Origin of the sequence: Actinoalloteichus caeruleus (genome assembly GCF_049311605.1) — a bacterium.
Taxonomy (GTDB): Bacteria; Actinomycetota; Actinomycetes; order Mycobacteriales; family Pseudonocardiaceae; genus Actinoalloteichus_B; species Actinoalloteichus_B caeruleus.
In genome coordinates this window covers 5,963,682-5,984,913 of sequence record NZ_CP186005.1, presented here as the reverse complement: position 1 = coordinate 5,984,913, position 21,232 = coordinate 5,963,682, and the positions used below count along the sequence as shown (strand labels likewise).

Below are 21,232 nucleotides of genomic sequence, written 5' to 3'. Positions count from 1 at the left end.
CGCCGACGGACCCGGCCGGCGGCCGACACGGCCCGGTCGGCTCTGGGCACGCGGGGAGGACGGACCCGGGGACCTGCCGGGCGGAGTCCGAGCGCCCCGCACCTCACCGGCCCCGGGGCGGCCGGTCGCTCAGGTCCTGTCGAACCGCACGGAGCGGTCGTCCACCCCCCAGCCACGAGGGGCGGCGCGCCCCCGCCGACCCAGGGGCCCGCCGAGCGGCGCGGGGCCGTGACCTGGCCGCTGCCCGGACCGGGACCCGGTATTCCACCGGTGTCCCCCGCGCTCCACCGCCACCGGGTGACGCCGGCGGGCGGCCCGACCGCCGAGACCCTGCCCGGACGCCCCGGCCGAGGGCGGGCGACCCCGCCCGGCCCCGCACCACCGGAGGGCGGGCGACGAGCGGGGCAGCCGTGCCCGCCCCCGCCGGACCGCGCTGTTGCCGGCCCGCGTGACCTCGGCGAAGGTGGGGGAACCCGGAACCACGAGCCGCCGCGCGGGCTGGCGCCTGGACCGTGCCAGGACGGCTGGGAGCCCTCCACGCCGGTGACAGGACGGAGGTGCCGCGATGGCCAGGAACACGGTGGCCGACCAGCTCGTGGAGATCCTGCGCGAGGTCGGCGTGGAACGCGTCTACGGGGTGGTGGGCGACAGCCTGAACCCGGTGGTCGACGGGATCCGCCGTCGGCGGGGCATCGAGTGGACGCAGGTCCGCCACGAGGAGTCCGGGGCCTTCGCGGCCTCGGCGGAGGCGCAGGTCACCGGTCGGCTGGCGGTGTGCGCGGGCAGCTGCGGGCCGGGCAACCTGCACCTCATCAACGGGCTCTACGACGCCCACCGCAGCATGGCCCCGGTCCTGGCCATCGCCTCGCACATCCCCACCAGCGAGATCGGCACCGGCTACTTCCAGGAGACCCACCCCGACCGGCTGTTCGTCGAGTGCAGCCACTACTGCGAGATGGTCACCGATCCCGAGCAGCTGGCCAGGGTCACCCGCATCGCGATCCAGCACGCGGTGGGCCGAGGTGGGGTCGCCGTCATCATCCTTCCCGGTGATGTCGCGGGCTTGGCCGCCTCGAAGCAGCCCGTCGGGCACGCCCTGGTCACCGAGCGGCCGAAGGTCCGCCCGGGGCCGGACGAGCTGGCCAGGCTCGCCGAGCTGCTGAACGACGCCAGCCGGGTCACCCTCTTCTGCGGGCGGGGCACCCAGGGCGCGCACGACCTCGTCATGCGGTTGGCGGAGCGGGTGAAGGCACCCGTCGGCCACGCCCTGCGCGGCAAGGAGTGGATCCAGTACGACAACCCCTTCGACGTGGGCATGAGCGGGCTGCTGGGGTACGGCGCCTGCTACGAGGCCATGCACGAGGCCGAGCTGCTGGTGCTCCTGGGCACCGACTTCCCCTACCCGGCGTTCCTGCCGGACGGGGTGCGGATCGTGCAGGTCGACCACCGGGCCGAGCAGCTCGGCCGGCGGGCGCCGCTGGCGCTCGGGGTCTGGGGCTCGGTGTCGGAGACCATCGAACAGGTGCTCCCGATGGTGGCCGAGAAGCACGACCGGACGTTCCTGGACAACGCGCTGCGCAAGCACGCCGCCGCCCTGGAGCGGGTGGTCGGGGCGTACACGCAGGACGTGGAGCACCACCTGCCGATCCACCCCGAGTACGCGGCGTCCGTGCTGGACGAGGAGGCCTCGGATGACGCGGTGTTCACCGTGGACACCGGGATGTGCAACGTGTGGGCCGCCCGCTACCTCAGCCCGAACGGTCGCCGCCGCCTGTTGGGCTCCTTCAGCCACGGGTCGATGGCCAACGCGGTGCCCCAGGCGATCGGGGCGGCGCTCGCCCAACCCGGACGGCAGGTGGTGGCGATGGCCGGTGACGGCGGCTTCTCGATGCTGTTGGGCGAACTGCTCACGCTGGTCGCCGCGGACCTGCCGGTGAAGGTCGTCCTGTTCAACAACTCGTCGCTGGGCATGGTCAAACTCGAGATGCTCGTGGCCGGACTGCCCGAACACGGCACGGCGACCCAGCACACCGACTACGCCGCGATCGCCAGGGCGGCCGGTGCGCACGGGGTGCGCGTCGAGCGACCGACCGACCTGCGGGCGGCGTTGCGGGAGGCCTTCGACCGTCCCGGCCCCGCCGTGGTGGACGTGGTGACCGACCCGAACGCGCTGTCCATGCCCCCGAGGATCACCGCGGAGCAGGTGTCCGGGTTCGCCCTGTCGATGGGACGCACGGTGCTGGCCGGCGGTGTCGGCCGGATGATCCAGCTCGCCAGGAGCAACCTGCGGAACATCCCCCGCCCCTGAACTGGACCGGGTCTCCGCCCCACCCAGCGGGTCGTCCTGGCCGGAGGTGGCGCGGACCGGTGGCGGGACCCCTGGTCGGGGGGTCTGATCGACTTCCGGGGTGTGGAAACGCGCGGTGGCGGGTAACGAGGGCTACAGACAGGACCGTTCCGCCGACCGAAACGCTGGGGGACACACCGGATGGTGGCAGGAGGTACCGGCCAGGGCGCCGGGCACACATCGCAGGAGAACCTCGCCTACGTGGTGTTGATCGCCGGTGCCGCCGCGATGGGCGGTTTCCTGTTCGGCTACGACACATCGGTGATCAACGGCGCCGTGGACGCGATCCAGGACCGGTTCGAGGTCAGTTCGCTGCTCGTGGGGTTCACGGTGTCCTCCGCCCTGTTGGGGTCGGCCTTGGGTGCCTGGGTCGCCGGCGGCCTCGCTGACCGGCACGGCCGGATCCGGGTGATGCAGCTCGCCGCGATCCTGTTCGCGGTGAGCGCGGTGGGTTCCGCCCTGCCCTTCACGGTCTGGGACCTGACGGCCTGGCGCCTGCTCGGTGGCGTCGCGATCGGCATCGCCTCGGTGATCGCGCCGACCTACATCGCCGAGATCGCGCCGGCCGCCTACCGGGGCCGCCTGGGTTCGATGCAGCAGTTGGCGATCGTGCTGGGCATCGCCGCCTCGCAGCTGGTGAACTACGCGATCGCGGCGGCTGCCGGTGGGGCCCGTGGCGAACTGGGGCCGCTGGAGGCGTGGCAGTGGATGCTCGGGATCGAACTGGCTCCGGCGTTCCTCTACCTCCTGTTGACCCTGACGATCCCGGAAAGCCCCCGGTTCCTGGTGCGCACCGGCCGCGTGGGCCGGGCACGCCGGATCCTGGCCAGGGTGGAGGGCGCGGACGAGTCGACGGTGGACGAACGGATCGAGGAGATCCGGTCCGCTCTCGGCTCGGAACGTCGACCCACCCCGCGCGACCTCACCGGCGGCCGCTTCGGCCTGCTGCCCATCGTCTGGGTCGGGATGGGGTTGTCCGCCTTCCAGCAGCTGGTCGGCATCAACGTGATCTTCTACTACTCGGCGTCGTTGTGGCAGTCGGTGGGGATCGAGGAGAGCGATTCGTTGCTGCTCAGCCTGTTCACGTCGATCGTGAACATCGTCGGGACCTTCGTCGCCATCGCCCTGGTGGACCGGGTGGGCCGCAAGCCGCTCCTGCTGGTCGGGTCGGCGGGGATGACGGTGGCCCTGTCGGCGGCGGCCGTCGCGTTCTCGCGGGCCACCGTGGTCGGTGACTCCGCCGAGCTGTCTCCCGGCTGGGGCCTGGTCGCCCTGGTGGCCGCCAGTTCCTTCGTGCTCTTCTTCTCGCTGTCCTGGGGCGTGATGGTGTGGGTTCTGCTCGGGGAGATGTTCCCGTTGCGGATCAGGGCGGCGGCGATGGCGGTGGCCACGGCCACGCAGTGGATCGCGAACTGGTTGGTGACCGTGACGTTCCCCAGCCTGCGGGACTGGAACCTCGCCGGCACCTACGTGATGTACGCGGTGTTCGCCGCCCTGTCCTTCGTGTTCGTGCTCCGGTGGGTACGGGAGACGAAGGGGAAGAAGCTGGAGGAGATGGGCTGAGCCCGGGGGCCGGGACCGGGTGGCGGAGCCGCCGCCCGCTCGGGCCGCGAGGGCGCTCGCTACCCCGGGAGGCGCGGCGGGCGAGCCCGGTGTGACCGGCCGGGTGCCGCCCGGCCGCTCGACGCGACGAGCGGAGAGCCGGCGCGGGGCGGTGCGCCGGCGGTGGGCGGTGCGACGGGCGTCTCCGGTGCGGACCCAGCCCACCGGCGTGGTGGGGCCACCAGGAGGGGACGACCCGGCCCGGGGAGAGGAGCGGCCCACCCGGCGGAGGTCGGAGCCGGTGGGCCGCTCCTCTGGGGGTGGTGCCGTCGGCGGGCGCCAACGGCTCAGCGGGTCAGAAGGCCTCCTCGGGGACGTCCATCAGCGAGTTGTCGGTGGCCGACAGGACCTGGCGCCGCGCGGACAGCTCGGGGAGGACGTTCCTGGCGAAGAACGAGGCGACGGCCAGCTTCCCCTCGTAGAAGGCGCGGTCCCGGGGGGTGACCTCGCCGTCCAGGGCCGTCGACGCGACCTCGGCCTGGCGCAGCAGCATCCACCCGATCAGCAGGTCGCCGGCGCTCAGCAGGAGTCGGACGTTGTTCTGCCCGACCTTGTAGAGGTTGCGCTGGTCCTCCTGCGAGGAGGTCAGGAACCCGACCATCGAGCCGAGCATGCCCTGGAAGTCCTCCATGGCCTGCGCGAGCAGCGCGCGCTCCTCCTTGAGCCGGCCGTTGCCGCCCTCGGAGTTGAGGAAGTTCTGCACCTCGGTGGCGACGTGGGCGAGCGCCTGGCCCTTGTCCCGGATGATCTTCCGGAAGAAGAAGTCCATCGACTGGATCGCGGTGGTGCCCTCGTAGAGGCTGTCGATCTTGGCGTCCCGCAGGTACTGCTCGATGGGGTAGTCGCTGAGGTACCCGGACCCGCCCAGCGTCTGGAGCGAGAGCGTCAGCATCTCGAACGCCCGCTCCGACCCGACACCCTTGACGATCGGGAGCAGCAGGTCGTTGACGCGGGCCGCCAGCGACACGTCCTCCCCGGTGGCACGGCCGTGGGCGATCTGGTCCTGGAAGTGGGCCGTGTACAGGTACACCGCCCGCAGGCCCTCGGTGTAGGCCTTCTGGAGCATGAGGACGCGCCGCACGTCGGGGTGCCGCGTGATGGGTACCCGGGGGGCGGTCTTGTCGGTCATCTGGGTGAGGTCGGCGCCCTGGACCCGCTCCTTGGCGTACTCGAGCGCGTTCAGGTAACCGGTGGAAAGGGTCGCGATGGCCTTCGTGCCCACCATCATCCTGGCGTACTCGATGACCTGGAACATCTGGGCGATGCCGTCGTGGACCTCGCCGAGCAGCCAGCCCTTGGCCGGCACACCGTGCTGCCCGAGGGAGAGTTCGCAGGTCGCCGAGACGTTGAGGCCGAGCTTGTGCTCGACGCCGCTGACGAAGGCCCCGTTGCGCTCGCCGGGCTCACCCGTCCCGGAGTCGAAGAGGAACTTGGGTACCAGGAAGAGGCTGAGCCCCTTCGTGCCCGGCTTCGTCTCCACTCCCGGGCCCTCCGGACGGGCGAGGACCAGGTGCATGATGTTCTCGGTCATGTCCTGGTCACCGGAGGTGATGAAGCGCTTCACCCCGTCCAGGTGCCAGGAGCCGTCCTCCTGGCGGATGGCGCGGGTGCGACCGGCGCCGACGTCGGAGCCGGCGTCCGGCTCGGTGAGCACCATCGTGGCGCCCCAGCCCCGGTCCAGCATCAGTTGTGCCCAGTGGCGCTGTTCCTCGGTCCCGTTCTCCCAGAGGACGGTCGCGAAGTTGGGGCCGGCCATGTACATGTACACGGCCGGGTTCGCGCCCAGGATGAGTTCGCTGGCGGCCCACTGGACCGACGGGGGGATGCCGTAGCCGCCCATCTCGTTGGGCAGGCTCAGCCGGTACCACTCGCCGTCCCACAGTGCCCGGAAGGAGCGCTTGAACTCCTCGGGGAGGGTCACGGAGTGGGTGGCCGGGTCGAAGGTGGTGCCCTCCCGGTCCCCCACGGCGAACGAGTCGGCGAGCGGGCCGACGGCGAGGTTGTTCAGCTCCTCGAGGACGCCTCGGCTCGTCTCCTCGTCCGCCTCGGCGAAGGGGCCGGTGCCCAGCAGCCGCTGCACCCCGAACACCTCGAAGAGGTTGAACTCCAGATCCCGGACGTTGCTCTTGTAGTGACCCATGCCCTTGCTCCCGGTCTCAGGCGGTGCTGGTCGGGCAGGCACTCCTACCCGTCGGTAACAACAGCTTATTACCCGTCGGTAACACGGGCAAGCGTCGAGTCGATCACGACTGGCTGGCAACCCTCGGGGTATGCACCCAGTCGGGCACACTTCTACTCACCTGTTCAGGTGTCCAACGGGAGATTCGACGCAATGAGTGAGAGCGACAGAGCCCTCTACTACCTCATCGGGACTACCGGCTTCCCGAACTACGGCGACGAGATGATCGCCGCTGCCTGGCTGCGACACCTCCGGCAGGTCGCGCCGGACGCCGATGTCTGGCTCGACTGCCCCAGCCCCGGGCCGGCCCAGGTGCTCCTCGGCCACCTGCACCCCAGGGCCCGCTTCACCGACACCCTGTGGCGGTTGTGCTGGGAGGCGCCCAGCGAGGAGCCGTGGCAGGTGAACGAGTTCGCCCAGCGCGCCGTCAACGACCCGGGCATGGCTCCCCGCTGGGCCTCGGGCATCCAGCTGGCGCACCGGGCGGACGTCCTGCACATCATCGGCGGCGGCTACGTCAACGGCGTGTGGCCACGCCACGTCGGCCTGCTCGCCGGGATGGTCTCGGTCGCCCGCCGGTCCGGTGCCCGCACCGCGATGACCGGAGTGGGCCTGTGGCCGGCACCCGAACACGGGGAGACGCTGATCCGCGAGCTGGCCACCCGGTTCGACGTGGTCGACGTCCGCGACGCGCCCTCCGCCCGGTTGCTCGAGAAGACGTGCGCGGTCAGCCACACGTGCGACGACCTGTTCTTCGACCTCGGCCCCCACCTCTACCGGACCGACGACGAGCTGCGCGAGTTCATGGTCTGCGTCCAGTCCGACCTCCTCAGGGTCAGCGTGCCCGCGCTCGCCGCGTTCGTCACCGAGACCCTGCGCGCCTGGGACGTCCCGCCGGACCGGCTCGGGTTCGTGGAGTGCATCCCCCGGGTGGACCGCGACGTCTTCGCCCTGGTCGAGTCCGAGTTCCCGGGCGTGCGGATGTACCCGCTGGCGGAGGTGCTCGACCACGGGATGCCGGCCGCCGCCGGGCAGACCTGGTTGTCGACCCGGTTCCACCCCCACCTGGTCGGCGCGGCCGTGGGCGCCAACGGTGTCGCGGTGAGCATCAACCCCGACTACTACGCCACCAAGCACCGCTCGCTGACCGACCTGGGCAGCGGGTGGACGCTGGTCGAGGACCTCGACGAGATCCCCACCCGACCGGTGCACGGCGGGTACAGCCCCGAGTCCCTCGCCGAGTACCGGGCCGCGAAGCGCCGGGTCGCCGACCGGATCTACCCGTACCGGCGCTGATCCTCCCCTGCCGTCGGGGACGCGGACCGGCTCCCACGGGGCCGGTCCGGGTCGGGACAGCGGGCCGGGGAGCGCGGGTGGCGGCGTGAGCGCCAGGAGCTCCGCTCGCCGGCGGGGCGCGGTTCCCCGGTGCGTGCCCGCCCTCCCCGCCCCCGCCGGGAACACACCGGAATCCGGCGTGCGGCGGGGGAGCGCCGCGCGGGAGGAGGGCCCGCCAGCCGGACCCCGGGGGTCAGTCCAGGGTGAACGGGTCGTACCGGATGCGGTCCAGGGGCGTTCCCGCCACCAGCATCCTGGAGACGGTGGCCCGGATCATCGCGGGGGAGCCGCACACCATGACGTCCCGTTCCGACCAGGCCCCGTAGCGGGTGACGACCTCCGCGAGGGTGCCGTGCTCGGTGCCCTGCCGGGCGGGGCCGGACTCCACGACGGGCACCACGGTGAGCCAGGGGTTGCTCATCGCGAGGTATCGCAGGTTGTCCAGCTCGTAGAGGTCCTCGATGGTCCGGCCACCGAGGAAGAGGTGCACCCGGGGGTTCGTGCCGTACTGGGCCAGCTCGTCCAGCATCGCGCGCATGGGGGCGAGTCCGGTCCCACCGGCGATCATCAGGACGTCGCGACCGTTCTCCCGGTCGACGCCCATCCGGCCCATCGGAGGACCGACCCGCCAGGTGTCACCCACCTGGGTGTGCCCGACGACGGAACGGCTGACCCAACCGCCGTGGACCGACCTGATGTGGAACTCGAGGGTCCCGTCCTCGCTGGGCGCGTTGGCCGGGGTCAGGTACCTCCACAGCCGGGGCCGTTGGGGGACCTCGACGCTGACGTACTGACCGGCGCGGTAGGGGACCGGCTGGTGCGGCTGCACCCGGACCACGGCGAGGTCCCAGCTCAACCGCTGGTGCTCCACGACCCTGGCGTTCCACCAGGCCGGGTTCTCGTCCGCCTCGGCCGCGTTGTGCATGGTGGTGGCCATCATCGTGTAGGCCTCGGCCCACGCGAGCTCCACCTCGTCGGTCCACACCGGACCGGCGTACCGCTTGATCGCCGCCAGCAACGCGGTGCCGGTCGCCTCGTAGTGGCTGGCGATCACCCCGAACTTGCGGTGGTCGCGGCCCAGCTGGCGGAGGAACGGCACCAGGTCGTCCGGCCGGTCGATCATCTGCACCGTGTGCACCAGGGCGCGAAGCAGCCTGCTCCGCTGCACCTCCATGTTGGCGGGAAACAGCTCGCGGGTCTTGGGCGCGAGGCTGAAGAGCATCCCGTAGAAGAACCTCGCCACGTCGTCGGCGTACGGCTCGACGGCCGCGTAGCTTTCCCGGATCAGGCGCACGGTGGCGCTGACCCCCGAGGCAGATTCCGGTCGCGAGGGAGGCACGGGGCTAAGCACGGCGTTCGCTGTCATAGTCCGGGCGCAGTCTTCTCCACGTCGTTCGGCGCGCCGGGCGTGACGCGCCGTTCCTTGTCAGGATCCCCAACAAGGGGGACAGTAACTCGTTCTCTGGTTGCCTGAGTCCTTGATGCCACCTTCGAGTGTCGGCATGTAACTGCGAGTACATAATGCCTGCGACGGTTGGGCGAAGGTAGGGGGTAGATCGTGGAACTTCAGAGGTCTTCGTGACACTGTGGGGCCCGTGATTCGCGAGATGCTGGTGCCAACGGGTACCGCGGACCCCGATCTGCACGAACTTGAGCTCGTCGACGCTCCTCCGACCGGGGTAGGGCCGGGCGGCTGGGGAGGCGCACCGGGAACCGGGTCGTCGGGCGCCGGGGCGACGGTCGTGGCACCGCTCCCGCCCGATCCCGAACAGACCGTGCGGCACGCCTTCCCCGTGGTCCCGGTGGGGGCACCGCCCGCTCCGGGGCCGGTCGCGCCGCCGGTGTCCTCGTCCGGGCATCCCCTGCCCGGTTCCCGGGGAGAACACGTCCTCCAGGAGCGGCACGGCACCGAGCGGCGTGCGCGGCGCTTCTACCAGGAGCAGATGCTCGACCGCCTGAACGACGAGATGGCACGGTTCGTGGGCCGGATGGAGATGGCCTTCGTGGCCACCGCCGACGGGTCGGGGGAGTGCGACGCCTCGCTGCGCTCGGGCCCGCCCGGTTTCATCCGGGTGCTCGACCCGCACCACCTCGCCTACCCCGAGTACCGGGGCAACGGCGTCATGGCCAGCCTCGGCAACATCGAGGAGAACCCCCACGTGGGGATCCTCATGCTGGACCTGGTCCAGGACCTGATCGGACTGCATGTCAACGGTCGCGCCAGCGTGGTCGAGGACGCCGAACTGCGAGCGAGGCACTCCGACCTGCCCGAGGACGACAACCGTGGCAGGACGCCCGAACGGTGGGTCGTCGTCCGGGTCGAGGAGGCCTATGTCCACTGCCGCAAGCACATCCCTCGGATGATGCCGGTGCCACGGGACCGATCCTGGGGCACCGACGACGCGCGGCGCAAGGGTGGCGACTACTTCGAGGCCAAGGGTGATGAGCGGCCCTGGAGCCCCGCCCCGGAACGGCACTCGGAGCCGGCCTCGGGGTGAGGCCGCCCCCTCCGCCGACCGGCCCTCCCGACTCGGCCGGGTGGCGGTACTCACACCCGCGCTCGGACGTTCCCGGTTCGCCCGGTCGATTCGGACATCCCGGTCCCTGGTCTGTCAGACTTGAGGGGGTGGGAGCGAGGGGGACCAGGGTGAACCCGACACGCATGGACGGTTCGACGATGGCCGTGAACGGGCCGGAGCGGCTGGGCACGGGCGCCGACGGCACCCGTGGGGCCGCGGCCGACAGTGTCGAGCGCGAGTTGACCATCCTCTTCCGCCGCGCCAAGCAGAGCACGGCCAGACTCGCCTCGCAGATCCACGTGGAGCTGGAGCCGGCCGCCTACGGCACGCTGTCGATGATCGCCGAGCGCGGCCCCGTCAGGGGGACCGACGTGGTCGACCTGCTCAACCTCGACAAGTCCACCATCAGCCGGCAGCTGAGCAAGCTGGTGGAGCTGCGGCTCATCGAACGGGTGCCGGACCCCGTCGACGGCCGCGCGCGGCGCGTGCAGCTCACCGACCTGGGGTCGCGGCGGCTCCGGGAGGTTCGGGAGCGGCGGCGGGAGCGCCTGGACGAGCAGCTCGCCGAGTGGCCGACCTCCGACCTGACCGAGCTGGCGCGCCTCCTCAACCGGCTGAACGAGGCCTTCTGACCGGGACGTCTCCTCGGGCCGCGAGCGCCCCCCGCAGCCAGGGCGCCACCACGGGCAACACGTGGTGGGGCAGCATCGCGCCCAGGTGGTCGAGCCCGTCGAGCAGCTCCACGTCCCAGCCAGCCTCCGCGAGTTCGGCGCGGCCCCGCATGAGCCCGCCCGCGATGTCCACCGTGACCCCACCCCAGGACTCCGGGTAGACGATGGTGTCGGCGGCGCCGGCGAAGCACAGCCGGGGGCAGCGCACCGACGCGGCAGCCGCCCGGTCGTCGAAGCCCGTCAGGGCCTCGTACAGGGTGACGAACTGCCGGGTCCGCTCCGGCGGGGCGGAGATCTCGACGGTGTCCCAGTCCGGTTCGCCCCCGCCGTCGGTCTCCTGGCGCCCGTCGTGGCCGCCAGCCTCGGCGCGCCGGTGTGCGGCCGTGGTGACCTCGAGCATCTCGGCGTAGGGGCCGTTCAGGGCGGGGAATCCGCCCATGACGAGCGCGGAGAGCCGGTCGGTCCTGATCGCGAGCTGGAGCCCGGCCAGGGCGAGCCAGGAGTAGCCGTAGTAGGCGAAGCTCTCCGCCTCGACCGCGTCGGCGACCGCGAGGATGTCGGCCGCGACGTTCCCGGGGGTCAGGGTGGTGGGTTTGGGCCGGCCCATGACGTGGCCCTCGTAGTCGAAGGCGACGACGCGGAAGCGGTCGCTCAGCCCGTCGACCAGCGCGCGCCCCAGGGCGGGGTCGGCGCCCCACCTCCGAATCTCCTCGGCCCGGTCCCCGGTGATCGGGGTGGGGTCCACCGGGAGCAGCACGGTGGGCCCGCTCCCCGTGATCTCCAGGTCAAGCCGGTCGCCGTCGTGCGTGGTGCTGTACCCCATCATGTCGCGCTCCTCGCCGGGGCGATCGGCCCCGATATCCCTTTACGTCGTACGGTGATGTGCGGGCGACAATACATTACGTTGTAAGGAGATGTGGGTGGCGGTCATCGGAGGTCGGGGAGACGCGGACCTGACCATGCGGCTGTTGTGGGCGGGGTCCGAGCGCGGGCCGTCGCGGTCCGCACCGGGTCCCAGGCAAAGCCTCACCGCGTCGGCGATCGTCGAGGCGGCGATCGGCCTCGCGGACGAGGAGGGTCTCGCGGGACTGTCGATGCGCGCCGTCGGGGAACGGCTCGGGCGGTCCGCGATGGCGCTCTACACCTACGTGCCGGGGAAGGCCGAGCTGGTGGACCTGATGTACGACCAGGCGCACGCCGACTTCTCCGGCGCGTGCGAGGAGGCGGCGGACTGGAGGTCGGGCGTCCTGGAGTGGGCGGTCGAGTTGCGTGATCTCTACCTGCGTCATCCGTGGGTCCTCCAGGTCTCGCACGCCCGCCCGGTCCTCGGGCCGCACGAGCAGGTCGTCTTCGAGGCCCTTGCTGGGCTCCTCCGGTCCACCGAGCTGCCGGGGCGGGTGCTGCGGGGAGCGGTCAGCGCCCTCTTCCACCACGTCCGGGGTTCCGCGCGCACGGCGGCCGAGGCGGGCCGGGCCGCCGCCGAGACGGGGGTGCCCGACCGGGAGTGGTGGACGCGCCGCTCCACCCTGCTGCGCGAGGTCGCCCCCGACTTCGCCGAGCGGTTCCCGCACTCCGTCCGCCTGGCTGGCGACGCGTCGGCGGGCCAGGGCGGCGGGACGCGGGACTCGGCCGGGACGGAACGAGCGGAGCGGGGGTGGGCTCGTGGGGTCGACGCGGTCTTCGTCGCGGGGCTCACCGTCCTGCTGGACGGTCTCTCCTCGGCGACCGGGGTGGATGGGCGGGGAGAAGCCTCCGAGGGTTGAGATGGCGCCACCGTCGCCCTGACCCCGGCCGGCCACGGGTCGGCCCCACGGTCGTGGCCCCTTGGACCCGGCCCTGGAGCGCGCCCTTCCCCGGTTGGCGCCGATCTCCGGCCTTCCCGTGCTCGGCGTCCCGCGCGGCCCCGGTGGCGGGAGGCGCGGCGTCGGACATCCACGCGGTAAGCCATCTCACCCGGAGAGGCGTGGTGAGCACTCCACCGCGGGCGTAAAGTTGCATAAGCCAACTAATGACTCGAGGAAAGTTCGGGGGAGCACCAGGTGGTGGTGTCAGGCGGGACGCAGGACGCGGCGGCGATCGTCGCGACGGGCGCGGCGGTGCACCCGGGGCCGGACGACCAGCCCCCGATGTCCCACCGCGAGATCATGCGTGTCTTCTCCGGACTGCTGCTCGCGCTGCTGGTCGCCATCCTCAGCTCGACCATCGTGGCGAACGCGCTGCCCACCATCACCGCCGAACTCGGCGGCACCCAGGCCCAGTACACGTGGGTGGTCACGGCCACCCTGCTCGGCGCGACCGCGACCACCCCGGTGTGGGGCAAGCTCGCCGACCTCTTCAGCAAGAAGCTGCTCCTCCAGATCGCGCTCTCCGTCTTCACGATCGGCTCGGTGCTGGGCGGCCTCGCCCAGTCGATGCCGATGCTGATCGGGTTCCGGGCGGTGCAGGGACTCGGCCTTGGCGGCGTGCAGGCCCTCGTCCAGGTCGTCATCGCCGCGATGATCAGCCCGAGGGAACGCGGCCGGTACAGCGGTTACCTGGGGGCGGTCTTCGCCGTGGGCACGGTCAGCGGTCCGCTGATCGGCGGCCTCATCGTCGACACCCCCTGGCTCGGATGGCGGTGGTGCTTCCTCGCGGGTGTCCCGGTCGCGGTGGCGGCGCTCGTGGTCATCGGCCGCACGCTGCGCCTGCCGACCGTCCGCCGCCCGGTGCGGGTGGACTGGCTCGGGGCGACGCTGCTGGTGGGAGGCGTGAGCCTGCTGCTGGTGTGGGTGTCCCTGGCCGGTCAGTCGTTCGCCTGGGCGTCGCCGACCACGGCGTTGCTGGTCGGAGGTGCGGTGGTGCTCCTCGGACTGGCCGTCCTCGTGGAGGCGAGGGCGGTCGACCCGGTCGTCCCGCTCCGCTTCTTCCGGGACCGGACGACCGCGCTCTCCGTCGTCGCCGGCGTCGGGACGGGGGTGGCGATGTTCGGAGTTCCCGTGTTCGTCGGCCAGTACTTCCAGCTGGGCAGGGGGTACTCGCCCACCGTGGCCGGGCTGATGACGATCCCGTTGGTGCTGTCGCTCGCGTTCACCTCCACCCTCTCCGGTCAGCTGATCAGCAGGTCGGGGCGGTGGAAGCGGTTCCTGCTCGTGGGCGCGGTGGCGTTGCCGGTCGGGCTCGGTCTGTTGGCGACGATCGACCACCGGACGGACCTGGTGCTGGTGGGGGTGTTCCTCGCCGTCGTGGGCGCGGGGGTGGGGTTGTGCGCGCAGAACCTCGTCCTGGCCGTGCAGAACACCGTTCCCGCCCGTGACCTCGGATCGGCGACGGCCCTGGTCACCTTCTTCCGATCCCTCGGAGGCGCCTCCGGCGTGTCGGCGCTCGGCGCCGTGCTGTCCGCCAGCGTGGCCGCCCGGGTGGGGACGGGAGGCGGCCAGAGCGCTTCCCTGGATCTCGCGGGGCTCCCCGAGGGGGTCCGGGCGGAGGTGATGACGGCGTTCGGCGACGCCACCGGAACGGTCTTCCTCGTCACCGCGCTGGCCGCCCTGGTGGCGCTGTTCGCGGTCCTCGCCATCCGGGAGGTGCCGCTGCGGACCACCGTCGACGTGGAGCACGCCGTGCCGGCTCCCGCCGTGGGTGCGCCCGTACCGAGCCCGGGTACTCCGGCCGGATCGGCTGGGCGGTCCGGGGATGGTGCTGACCGCAGGTGACGGCCTCGCCCGTGCGGTACCGCCGTCACCTGGAAGGCGTCACCCTGTGGAGTTGTCCACGGACTGTGGATAACTCCACAGCCGGCGGCCGTCCGCCCCAAGTTATCCACAGGCTGTGTGGACAACTTGGGGCGGAACTGTGGATTTGGCGTGGACTGGCTGTGGATAGTTGGGGATAACTGGGGATCAGTTGGGGATATCCGGTGGAGAACTCGGCACCGGCCGGGCGTGTCTGTGGATAACTCCCGGTGTCACCCCGCGTGGGGACGCCCTCAGCCCACGCCGTCCTTCTCCCGATCGGAGGGCTCCGGCGGTGAGCCGGCCGACGACCCGGAGGTGTCCTGGTCCACCGGTCGGATCTCCCCGGACTTCAGCTTGCCGAGGAAGTCCCTCAACTCGCGCTTGACGATGGGCGCGAGCAGGTAGAGGCCCAGGATGTTGAAGAAGGCGACACCGAACAGCACCGCGTCGGCGAAGTTCAGCACCGGCCCCAGTGTGAGGACCGTTCCGCACACGATGAGGGCGCAGTAGACCGCGCGGTAGACCACCGAGCTGACCCGCCCCGCGCCGAACAGGTGGTTCCAGGCCTTCTCGCCGTAGTAGCTCCAGGTGATCATCGTGGAGATGGCGAAGAGCGCGACCGCGACCATCAGGACGTAGGGGAACCACGGCAACACGGTCTCGAAGGCGTTGGACGTCACCGTCACGCCCTCCGGGCTGTCGGCGCCCGCCGCCACCGCGGCCCTGGCGTCGTGCCAGAAGTCCGTGCTGGCGATCACGATCGTCAGCGCCGTCATCGTGCAGATGATCACGGTGTCGACGAAGGGCTCCAGCAGCGCCACGAGCCCCTCGGTGACCGGATGGCGGGTGCGGACCGCCGCGTGCGCGATCGGTGCCGACCCCACTCCGGCCTCGTTGGAGAAGGCCGCCCGCTGGAAACCGATGATCAGCACGCCCAGCGCACCGCCGGCGACGCCCTCGGGCGCGAAGGCACCGGAGACGATCTCGCCGAAGGCGCGGGGGACCTCCCCGATGTTGACGAGGATGACGACGAGGCAGGCCAGCACGTAGATGACGGCCATGGTCGGTACGAGCCGCGAGGTCACCTTGCCGATCGACTTGATCCCGCCGATGATGACCAGCGCCACGAGGCCAGCGAGTAGTAGTCCGAAGATGAAGGCGGCTCCCCCTCCACCGAGGAGACCGTCCTCACCACCGGTCACCGAACGCAACTGGGCGAAGGTCTGGTTGGCCTGGAACATGTTCCCGCCGGCGAGGGCGAAGAACAGCAGCATCACCGAGGCGCCGATCGCCAGCACCTTGCCCAGCGAGCGGCCGAAGCCGTTGGGGAAGCGCTCGGCGATGCCCTGGCGGAGGTAGTACATGGGGCCGCCGTGGACAGTGCCGTCCGCGTCGATCTTGCGGTACTTCACGCCCAGGGTGCACTCGACGAACTTCGTGCACATGCCCAGGAGCCCGGCGAGGATCATCCAGAACGTCGCGCCAGGGCCACCGACGGTGACCGCCACGCCGACGCCCGCGATGTTGCCAAGGCCGACCGTCCCTGACAGCGCGGAGGAGAGTGCCTGGAAGTGCGTGATCTCGCCCGGCTCGTCGTTGCGCGTGTACTTCCCGCGCGCGACCTGGATCGCGAGCCGGAACTTGCCGAGCTGGATCAGGCCGAAGTACGCGGTGAACACCGCTGCCGCGATGACCAGCCAGGCGACGATGACCGGGAACGCCGCTCCGAAGACCGTGATCTCGGCGAAGATGATGGACGACGTGAATGACTCGATGGGTGCGAAGACGCTGTTGATGGCGTCCTCGACGCCGGAAAGGACTCCGCCGTCCTGTGCGAGGAGGACGGGTGCCGGGTCGCCGGTTGGCGGACTTGGCGGCGGGGTCGCCGTCGTGATGTGTGACATGGCATGACAGTGCACGGGTAAACCCCGGTTCACCGCAAGAGGGCGGGCCGAATTTGATGCGGAGCGTAACAATTGTTACTGCCCCGTTTCGGTTGATTGCGGTGGCGTATGCCCTAGCCACGGGAACGCTGCCGGGTTCCTGGTCGCCGTCCGTAGTGATCCGTATCACGGATGGTTCACGATTGCTCCTTCTGGGAGAGTGCCGTCGCGCCGGTGGTTCCTGGTGGGTCCCCGCTACGCCGACGATGAGCGTGGACTCGCCACTCCGCGGCCGGCTGGTCCCGTGGTCGACAGTCGGCTCCTGCTCGAACCCTCGCGATCGTCCCGATGGGCCAGGGGGCGCCTGCGCGCTGGGCGGGGCGAGGGTCGAGGGGCGAGGGTCGCCACCGGTGGAAGTGGTACGAGTCACACGTCTGGGGTATTTTTCGCACTCAGTGACTCACGGGAGGTGGCGGGTGGACCAGACCGGGCGCGAACCCCACGCGGAGGAGTCTCGGGGGCGAGTCCCCGTGACCGAGGGTGAGACCGGTGCGGGGGCTGCTGACCAGCGGATCTCCGCGGCCGCCGAACCCCCGGCCACGGTTCGGAGGCGGTGGATAGGCCTCGGGCTCGGCGTCGTGCTCGCGCTGGCGGCCTTCCTCGCGCTCCCCGACTCCCTCTCCCCAGCGGGACGCGGTACCGCGGCGGTAGCCGTGCTGATGGCCGTGTGGTGGATGACGGAGGCCATCCCACTGCCCGCGACCGCGTTGGTGCCGCTGGTGCTCTTCCCCGCGCTCGGGATCGCCGAGGTGGGTGACGCGGCGAGTCCCTATGCCAACGACGTCATCTTCCTGTTCATGGGCGGTTTCATGCTCGCGCTGGCGATGCAGCGGTGGAACCTGCACCGGCGGCTCGCCCTGGCGACGGTGCTCGCCGTCGGGACCAGTCCTCGCCGACTGGTGGGCGGCTTCATGCTGGCGACCGGCTTCATCTCCATGTGGGTTTCGAACACGGCCACGGCGGTGATGATGCTGCCCATCGGTCTCTCGGTGCTCGGCCTGGTCCGGCAGCTCGGAAAGGGTGAGGGCGACACCAACTTCGGGACCTCGTTGATGCTGGGAATCGCCTACGCGGCGTCCATTGGCTCGCTGGGAACCATCATCGGAACTCCCCCCAACACCCTGATGGTGGGTTACCTTCGCGACTCCCACGACATCCACATCGGTTTCGGGCAGTGGATGCTGGTCGGGGTTCCGCTCGCGGTGGTCTTCATGTTGCTGGCGTGGCTGGTGCTGACTCGCTTCGTGTTTCCCCCGCGGATCAGGAACATCCCCGGCGGTCGCGAACTCATCCGCCGCGAACTCGCCGCGCTGGGCCCTGTCAGCCGGGCTGAGTGGATGGTGCTGGCGGTGTTCGTCCTCGCCGCCCTCTCGTGGATCTTCCTGCCCCTCGTCACCGGGGCGAGCAACATCGACGCCGTGATCGCGATGGCGGTGGCGGTGATCCTCTTCGTCCTCCCCGTCGCCCCGAGGAAGGGGGTGGCGGTACTCGACTGGCAGACCGCCAAGGAGATCCCGTGGGGCGTGCTGTTGCTCTTCGGTGGGGGGCTGAGCCTGTCGAGCCAGTTCTCGGCGACCGGGCTGAGCGAGTGGATCGGAGAGCAGGTCGCCGGCGTTGGCGCCATCCCGGTGGTGCTCCTGGTGGCCGGGGTGACCGTGCTCGTGCTGGCGCTGACCGAGCTGACCAGCAACACGGCGACCGCCGCGACCTTCCTGCCGATCATGGGCGGGGTGGCCCTCGGGCTCGGGCTGGACGTGATGACCTTGGCCATACCGGTAGCCCTCGCCGCCACCTGCGCCTTCATGCTGCCGGTGGCGACGCCGCCCAACGCGATCGCCTTCGGGTCCGGGCACGTGCGGATCGGTGAGATGGTGCGTGCCGGTGTCTGGCTCAACCTCTCCGCCATCGTGCTGATCACCCTCACCATGTACGCCCTCGCCGGTTGGGTGTTCGGGCTGACCGTCTGACGTCGACGCGCTTCCGACGACCGCTCGCCCCCCGGTGCGCCCGCCGGGGGGCGAGTTCGCGTCCGTGCTTGGGTGGTCCACACCACACCCGGATACGTGGTTGAGTGGAACTGGCTCAACTTTTCTGACGTTGGACGTGTGGATGAGCGGAGCCGGGCGAGGGCGCGGCTCCGGTCGGGGCTCGGAGCCCCGGGAGCCGACCAGGTGTACGAGCTGACGAGGTGAGGGATGGACGCGTTCAATCCGACCACGAAGGTCCAGCAGGCGATCTCCGCCGCGGCGCGGGCCGCCACGCTGGCCGGCAACCCCGACGTGTCATCGGCCCACCTGCTCGGTGCCCTGCTGGCCCAGGGGGACGGAGTGGCGTCGCCGCTGCTCTCCGCGGTCGGCGTCGATCCGGCCGCGCTGCGGGGCGATCTGGAACGCCTCACGGCCGGCCTGCCCTCGGCCACGGGCGCCACGGTGAACGCGCCCCAGCTGTCACCGGAGGCGGTCCGCTCCGTCACCCACGCCCAGCGGTTGGCGACCGAGATGGGCGACGAGTACGTCTCCACCGAGCACGTGCTGGTGGGGCTGGCCAAGGAGGGCGGACGGGTGGCCGACCTCCTGCGCGACCACGGCGCCACCCCGGACAACCTCCGCGAGGCCTTCACCCGGGTCCGAGGCTCGGCCCGCGTCACCAACCCCGACCCGGAGGCCACCTACCAGGCGCTGGAGAAGTACGGCGTCGACCTCACCGAGCGCGCCCGCCGGGGTGAGCTGGACCCGGTGATCGGTCGGGACACCGAGATCCGCCGGGTGGTCCAGGTGCTGTCCCGCCGGACGAAGAACAACCCGGTGCTGATCGGGGAGCCCGGGGTCGGCAAGACCGCCATCGTCGAGGGCCTGGCCCAGCGCATCGTGGCCGGTGACGTCCCGGAGTCCCTGCGCGGCAAGCGGGTGGTCGGACTCGACCTCGGGTCGATGGTCGCCGGCGCGAAGTACCGGGGCGAGTTCGAGGAACGGCTCAAGGCGGTGCTCAAGGAGATCACCGACTCGGCGGGCCAGGTGGTCACCTTCATCGACGAGCTGCACACCATCGTGGGAGCGGGCGCCACCGGCGAGAGCGCCATGGACGCCGGGAACATGATCAAGCCGATGCTGGCGAGGGGCGAGTTGCGCATGGTCGGGGCGACCACGCTCGACGAGTACCGGGAGCACATCGAGAGGGACCCGGCCCTGGAGCGGCGCTTCCAGCAGGTCATGGTGGGGGAACCCTCCGAGGAGGACACGGTCGGGATCCTGCGGGGCCTCAAGGAACGCTACGAGGTGCACCACGGGGTGCGGATCACCGACAGCGCCCTCGTCGCGGCGGCCGCGCTGTCCAACCGGTACATCACCGCGCGGTTCCTGCCGGACAAGGCGATCGACCTGGTGGACGAGGCCGCGTCCCGCCTGCGGATGGAGATCGACTCCCGGCCGGTGGAGATCGACGAGGTGGAGCGGGCCGTGCGGCGGCTCGAGATCGAGGAGATGGCGCTGGCCAAGGAGGCGGACGAGGCGTCGCGCGAGCGGTTGGCCGCCCTGCGGGCGGAGCTCGCCGAGCGCCGGGAGGCCCTGGCCGGTCTCACCGCCCGCTGGCAGAACGAGAAGACCTCCATCGACCGGGTTCGGGAGCTCAAGGGGCAGCTGGAACAGCTGCGTGGCGAGTCCGAACGGGCCGAACGGGATGGTGACCTCGGGCGGGCGGCGGAACTGCGCTACGGGCGCATCCCCAGCCTGGAGAAGGAACTCGACGCCGCCACGCAGAACGGTCGGGAACAGCAGGTCATGCTCCAGGAGGAGGTGACATCCGACGACGTCGCCGAGGTCGTCAGCGCGTGGACCGGCATCCCCGCCGGCCGCCTGCTGGAGGGGGAGACGACGAAGCTGCTGCGGATGGAGGAGGCCGTCGGGGCTCGGGTGATCGGTCAGGCCGAGGCGGTGCGCGCGGTTTCGGACGCGGTCCGCCGGGCCAGGGCCGGCGTGGCCGACCCCGACCGGCCCACCGGCTCGTTCCTGTTCCTCGGCCCCACGGGCGTGGGCAAGACCGAACTCGCCAAGGCGCTCGCCGGTTTCCTGTTCGACGACGAACGCGCCATGATCCGTGTGGACATGTCGGAGTACTCCGAGAAGCACTCGGTGGCCCGGCTGGTGGGTGCCCCTCCCGGCTACGTCGGCTACGACCAGGGCGGGCAGCTGACGGAGGCCGTCCGCCGCCGCCCCTACTCGGTGGTGCTGCTCGACGAGGTGGAGAAGGCCCACCCGGACGTCTTCGACATCCTCCTCCAGGCGCTCGACGACGGCCGGCTCACCGACGGGCAGGGGCGCACCGTCGACTTCCGCAACACCATCCTGGTGCTCACCTCCAACCTCGGGTCGCAGGCCATCGCGGACCCCACCCTGGGAGAACGGGAACGGCGGGATGCCGTCCTCGCCGTGGTCCGCCAGCACTTCAAGCCCGAGTTCCTCAACCGGCTCGACGACCTCGTCGTCTTCCACTCGCTGTCCACGGAGGAGCTGACCAGCATCGTCGACATCCAGATCGAGGCACTGGGACGGCGGTTGGGGCAGCGTCGCCTGACCCTGACCGTGTCGAGGGCGGCCAAGGACTGGCTCGCCCTCAACGGTTTCGACCCGGTCTTCGGCGCCCGGCCGCTGCGCAGGCTGGTGCAGACCGCGATCGGCGACCAGCTGGCCCGGAAGCTGCTGTCCGGCGAGATCCGGGACGGCAACGAGGTGGTCGTGGAGGTCGACGACAGCGCCCCTGGCGCCAACCGCCTGCTGGTCACCGGGCGGGCCTGACCCCGACCCGCCGGGGGCGGTCCGCCCCGGTCGGACGTTGGGCCCCGCACCGCTCCCTGAGCAGCCGGTTCACCGCCACCCGCCGCTACTTCCGGTCAATTCGCGAACAACCGGGCATACGATCTTCGTGAACGTG

13 protein-coding genes are annotated in these 21,232 nt (G+C 71.1%); 9 read left to right on the top strand and 4 right to left on the bottom strand.

Annotation, left to right across the window (positions count from 1 at the left end):
- Window positions 1-565 precede the first annotated feature (565 nt).
- Window positions 566-2,308 (top strand): pyruvate dehydrogenase, encoded by a 1,743-nt coding sequence (locus tag ACOJVX_RS24850; protein WP_026419741.1) that lies wholly within the window; start codon window positions 566-568, stop codon window positions 2,306-2,308.
- A 180-nt stretch (window positions 2,309-2,488) separates the two neighbouring features.
- Window positions 2,489-3,910, top strand: a complete 1,422-nt coding sequence (locus ACOJVX_RS24845; RefSeq protein WP_418155596.1) for a sugar porter family MFS transporter — start codon at window positions 2,489-2,491, stop codon at window positions 3,908-3,910.
- Window positions 3,911-4,244: 334 nt separating this feature from the next.
- Here the strand turns inward: ACOJVX_RS24845 and ACOJVX_RS24840 are convergent, their stop codons facing one another.
- Window positions 4,245-6,089: an acyl-CoA dehydrogenase gene (locus ACOJVX_RS24840; RefSeq protein WP_422647117.1), complete on the bottom strand. Its 1,845-nt coding sequence runs from the start codon at window positions 6,087-6,089 to the stop codon at window positions 4,245-4,247.
- 192 nt (window positions 6,090-6,281) lie between these two features.
- On the opposite strand from ACOJVX_RS24840, the gene ACOJVX_RS24835 reads away from it, so the two are divergent.
- The gene (locus ACOJVX_RS24835; RefSeq protein WP_026419738.1) at window positions 6,282-7,424 is read left to right on the top strand and encodes a polysaccharide pyruvyl transferase family protein; all 1,143 of its coding nucleotides are present in this window, start codon (window positions 6,282-6,284) and stop codon (window positions 7,422-7,424) included.
- A 232-nt stretch (window positions 7,425-7,656) separates the two neighbouring features.
- Here the strand turns inward: ACOJVX_RS24835 and ACOJVX_RS24830 are convergent, their stop codons facing one another.
- Window positions 7,657-8,829 (bottom strand): FAD-binding oxidoreductase, encoded by a 1,173-nt coding sequence (locus tag ACOJVX_RS24830; protein WP_081715572.1) that lies wholly within the window; start codon window positions 8,827-8,829, stop codon window positions 7,657-7,659.
- A 241-nt stretch (window positions 8,830-9,070) separates the two neighbouring features.
- Between ACOJVX_RS24830 and ACOJVX_RS24825 the strand changes: the two genes are divergently transcribed.
- Together ACOJVX_RS24825 and ACOJVX_RS24820 are read left to right on the top strand one after the other, a co-directional pair.
- Window positions 9,071-9,961: a pyridoxamine 5'-phosphate oxidase family protein gene (locus ACOJVX_RS24825; protein WP_026419737.1), complete on the top strand. Its 891-nt coding sequence runs from the start codon at window positions 9,071-9,073 to the stop codon at window positions 9,959-9,961.
- Between the two features lie 149 nt (window positions 9,962-10,110).
- A complete protein-coding gene (locus tag ACOJVX_RS24820; protein ID WP_245588876.1) occupies window positions 10,111-10,614 on the top strand; it encodes a MarR family winged helix-turn-helix transcriptional regulator in 504 nt (167 codons plus the stop codon).
- On the opposite strand, the gene ACOJVX_RS24815 is transcribed toward ACOJVX_RS24820, so the two are convergent.
- Window positions 10,589-11,479, bottom strand: a complete 891-nt coding sequence (locus ACOJVX_RS24815; RefSeq protein WP_418153895.1) for an alpha/beta fold hydrolase — start codon at window positions 11,477-11,479, stop codon at window positions 10,589-10,591. The two genes, ACOJVX_RS24820 and ACOJVX_RS24815, sit on opposite strands and share 26 nt — an antisense overlap.
- A 94-nt stretch (window positions 11,480-11,573) precedes the next feature.
- Here ACOJVX_RS24815 and ACOJVX_RS24810 point away from each other — a divergent pair, with 94 nt between their 5' ends.
- Complete coding sequence (locus ACOJVX_RS24810; RefSeq protein WP_418153896.1) at window positions 11,574-12,416, top strand: TetR/AcrR family transcriptional regulator; 843 nt, start codon at window positions 11,574-11,576, stop codon at window positions 12,414-12,416.
- A 363-nt stretch (window positions 12,417-12,779) separates the two neighbouring features.
- A complete protein-coding gene (locus ACOJVX_RS24805) occupies window positions 12,780-14,342 on the top strand; it encodes an MDR family MFS transporter (RefSeq protein WP_418153938.1) in 1,563 nt (520 codons plus the stop codon).
- Window positions 14,343-14,614: 272 nt separating this feature from the next.
- Here the strand turns inward: ACOJVX_RS24805 and ACOJVX_RS24800 are convergent, their stop codons facing one another.
- A complete protein-coding gene (locus ACOJVX_RS24800) occupies window positions 14,615-16,267 on the bottom strand; it encodes an alanine/glycine:cation symporter family protein (RefSeq protein WP_422647116.1) in 1,653 nt (550 codons plus the stop codon).
- A 551-nt stretch (window positions 16,268-16,818) separates the two neighbouring features.
- On the opposite strand from ACOJVX_RS24800, the gene ACOJVX_RS24795 reads away from it, so the two are divergent.
- Both ACOJVX_RS24795 and clpB read left to right on the top strand, forming a co-directional pair.
- Entirely contained in the window at window positions 16,819-18,273 is a 1,455-nt protein-coding gene (locus tag ACOJVX_RS24795; RefSeq protein ID WP_422647586.1) for an SLC13 family permease, read from the top strand.
- Window positions 18,274-18,501: 228 nt separating this feature from the next.
- Window positions 18,502-21,096, top strand: a complete 2,595-nt coding sequence (clpB, locus tag ACOJVX_RS24790) for an ATP-dependent chaperone ClpB (protein ID WP_026419730.1) — start codon at window positions 18,502-18,504, stop codon at window positions 21,094-21,096.
- Window positions 21,097-21,232: the final 136 nt, after the last annotated feature.